Source organism: Halomonas sp. Ps84H-12, assembly GCF_024124725.1.
In the GTDB taxonomy this organism is placed as follows: Bacteria; Pseudomonadota; Gammaproteobacteria; order Pseudomonadales; family Halomonadaceae; genus Vreelandella; species Vreelandella aquamarina.
This window is the reverse complement of sequence record NZ_JAMXSJ010000077.1, coordinates 1-3,104: the sequence shown is the minus strand read 5'-3', so window position 1 is coordinate 3,104 and position 3,104 is coordinate 1. Positions and strand designations below refer to the sequence as shown.

The window sequence follows — 3,104 nt, the reverse complement described above, 5'->3', positions numbered from 1 at the left end:
ACAAAGACCTGGGCCTGACGCATCTCTCCGGTGCTCCGGTCCACCACCGGCACGGTCGGTCCGCAGTAATCGATAAAGACCTTCTCGCCGGCCCGGTGAACCTGGCGCATGCTGCGCCGTTGCCGCCCCCGCCAGAGCCGGTAGTGGTGGCAGAATTGGCTGTAGCGGTAGGCCTTGTCGCCGTGGCGTTCCGTGTACACGGCCCAGAGCAGTTGCAAGGTAACGCCCTTGGTCTTGAGTTCCTGGTGGACCTGGAAGTAATCCGGCTCGGCAAAGCGTGAGGGCGGTGCCTTGACGGGGAACAGCCGTACTTCCAGCCAGGCCTCATCAGCATCCTCGGGCAACGGCCAAGTGATGCCCTTCGCCTGGGCCTGGCTGACGTACTTGCCGACCACGCCTTTGGAGAGACCACTGGCGCGGGCAATGCGGTCGTGGCTCAGGCCTACTTCGTGCTTGAGGCGCAAGACCTCGATGATCTGTCGCATGGAAATCCTCGCAGCCGGCATCCGCACTTCCTCGTGATGAAAAAGAAGGGTATGCCGAATAAAGTTGAAGAATTCCAGCGTGTTGGATGTGATTCCGGGGGAACGTGACCGATGATTCCGGCAACGTGACCAGCGATTCCGGAAAACTGCCCAAAATCGGTCACGATAAAACGGAATGCGCGGTCACCATCATCCAGAATAGACGGTCACGTTCAAACGGAATGGGCGGTCACGATAGGGCGGAATACGCACCGCACAAGCATCACCCTTCCCCACCGTCAAAAAACCAATAAAAAATATTTAAAACAACAAGTTAACTAACATTCCAATGCATTTCAAATCTTCTCCGTCACACCCATTAACGCCATTCTGTGCCCTTCATTGTCAAAACGATGGCACACACCGTGACTTTTCTGTGTCCTGTTTTCTACCAAATTTGACCTCTGGTCACCGCGCACTACGGACTCCTTTAATTGATTCAGCTACGCGTAGAACGCCAGCAGTACCTCTGCCAAAAACACAGCTCCATACGCGCCACCTGCCCTTATCGCCACCGTGCTAAACTGTCCTGTGTTTCATCGGTTCAGCATTGGAGGCCAGCATGCCAGCTGCTCATCGTCGTAAGCTGCCTATAGGCATTCAAACTTTTTCGGATATCCGAGAAGGCGGCTATTACTACGTCGACAAAACGCCGTTCATTGAAAAGCTGGCGAACCAAAACAAATACTACTTTCTCTCCCGCCCGCGCCGCTTTGGCAAAAGCCTGCTGCTAGATACTCTGGGCTGCCTATTTGAGGGCCGCGAAGCGCTATTTGACGGGTTATATATTCACGACAAGTGGGACTGGCAGCAGCGATACCCGGTGGTGCGTTTAAGCTTTGGCAATGGAGTGGCGGCTGACAGAGAGGACCTAGATGCGAACATTCGATATCAGTTGCAGCAGCAGCGTGCACGTCTGCAGATTACGTCGACGCCTCCTAAGCGTATTGCGGACGACTTTGCTAGCTTGATTGAGCAAGCGCATCGTGTTCACGATCAACGCGTAGTAGTGCTGATCGACGAGTACGATAAACCCATCCTTGATAATATTCTCGATAGCGATAAGGCGCGCGAACTGCGCGAAGGTCTGAAAAACCTCTATAGCGTGCTGAAAGATGCCGACCCCCACCTGCACTTTGTACTACTGACCGGCGTTTCCAAGTTCAGCAAAGTCAGCCTGTTTTCAGGGCTGAACAATCTGCGCGACATCACACTCTCATCTGACTATGCCGCTATCTGTGGCTATACCGACCACGATGTGGATACGGTGTTTGCGCCTGAACTGCCTGGTCTTGAGCGTGACGAGATTCGCCGCTGGTACAACGGCTATCGCTGGGGCGGGCAAGACGTGCCCAGCGTTTATAACCCGTTTGATGTGTTGCTCTTGTTAGAAGAGCGGAAATTCACCCCTTACTGGTTTGAAAGCGCGACCCCTACGTTTTTAGTCGAACTGCTAAAAAAACGCGGTGTGTTCACTCCTGCCTTGAGCCAACTGCAAACAGAAGCCGAATTGTTAGGCCGCTTTGATGTCGACCATATCGCCACCGAAGCGCTCTTGTTCCAAACGGGCTACCTGACCGCGCATGCTGTCGAGGAGCCGATGACCGGTTATTGGCTCTACACCTTGGGCTACCCCAACCTTGAGGTGGAAACCAGCCTTAACCAAGCGCTTTTACCTGTGCTGGGTGTGCAAGCCCCCCCTCGGGAGCGGCTTACGCTGTTCCGTAACTTGCAAGCGCACGACCTCCAAGGCCTGGAAACCCACCTCAAAGCGCTTTATGCCGGTTTGCCACACGACTGGTACCGCAACAACCCCATTGCCCAATACGAAGGCCATTACGCCAGCGTGTTTTACAGCCACTTCGCCGCGCTGGGTGTGAATGTGACGGTGGAAGACGCCAGCCACCACGGCAAAGTGGATATGAGCATCGACTTTAACGGGCATGTTTACCTGTTTGAGTTCAAGGTGGTTGAACAACTGCCTAAAGGCAAAGCGATTGAGCAGATCAAAACCAAGGGCTATGCCGACAAGTATCGTGCTAGCGGCAAGCCTATTCACTTAGTAGGCGTAGAGTTTTCCAGCGTTCAACGGCAAATCGTAGCGTTTGACGTGGAGACGCTGTAGTACGCTGCTGCTTATCATCGTCCACTACTTAAGCTCGACGAAAAAACTGGGCACAAGGGTCAGCCTGTTAACAAAACGTCAATAGACGCATCTTAAGCTTGTCTCTTAATGCTTCGTTTCCTGTACCTGCACCGGGACAATGTATAGCAGGCATCTGCACTGCTCTATTCGGACATCGAGCGATAAAAACGCATTGCCTGAGCGTAATCTCGAAGCACGTCGTCATCGTTGGTATATATCAGTCTCAGGCTATTCTGGGTGATCATGCCTGTCACGCCCGCACACCTAGATTACTCTATCACCACGGCTTTACCTTGATTGACTCTACGCCGAGTTATTGGTCGGGTAGACCGGACGATTGCTCGTTCCGGCCCCCCACAGATCCGAGCGTGCGCGATTGACGCACTCGGCTCCTCAACCGTCAGGTTCACACGAAGGACGCTCGGTGCACGATT

At 53.7% G+C, this 3,104-nt stretch carries 1 protein-coding gene and 1 pseudogene; one reads left to right on the top strand and one right to left on the bottom strand.

The window, feature by feature from the left end:
* Window positions 1-485, bottom strand: a pseudogene (locus NH344_RS17995) (IS21 family transposase); the annotation flags it as partial.
* A gap of 601 nt (window positions 486-1,086) precedes the next feature.
* Between NH344_RS17995 and NH344_RS17990 the strand changes: the two are divergent.
* Entirely contained in the window at window positions 1,087-2,649 is a 1,563-nt protein-coding gene (locus tag NH344_RS17990) for an ATP-binding protein (RefSeq protein ID WP_074211353.1), read from the top strand.
* The last annotated feature ends 455 nt before the right edge of the window (window positions 2,650-3,104 follow it).

Excerpts from the sequence above, each read along its gene's own strand:
- NH344_RS17990 (WP_074211353.1), top strand. The coding sequence starts at position 1,087 with ATGCCAGCTGCTCATCGTCGTAAGCTGCCTATAGGCATTCAAACTTTT.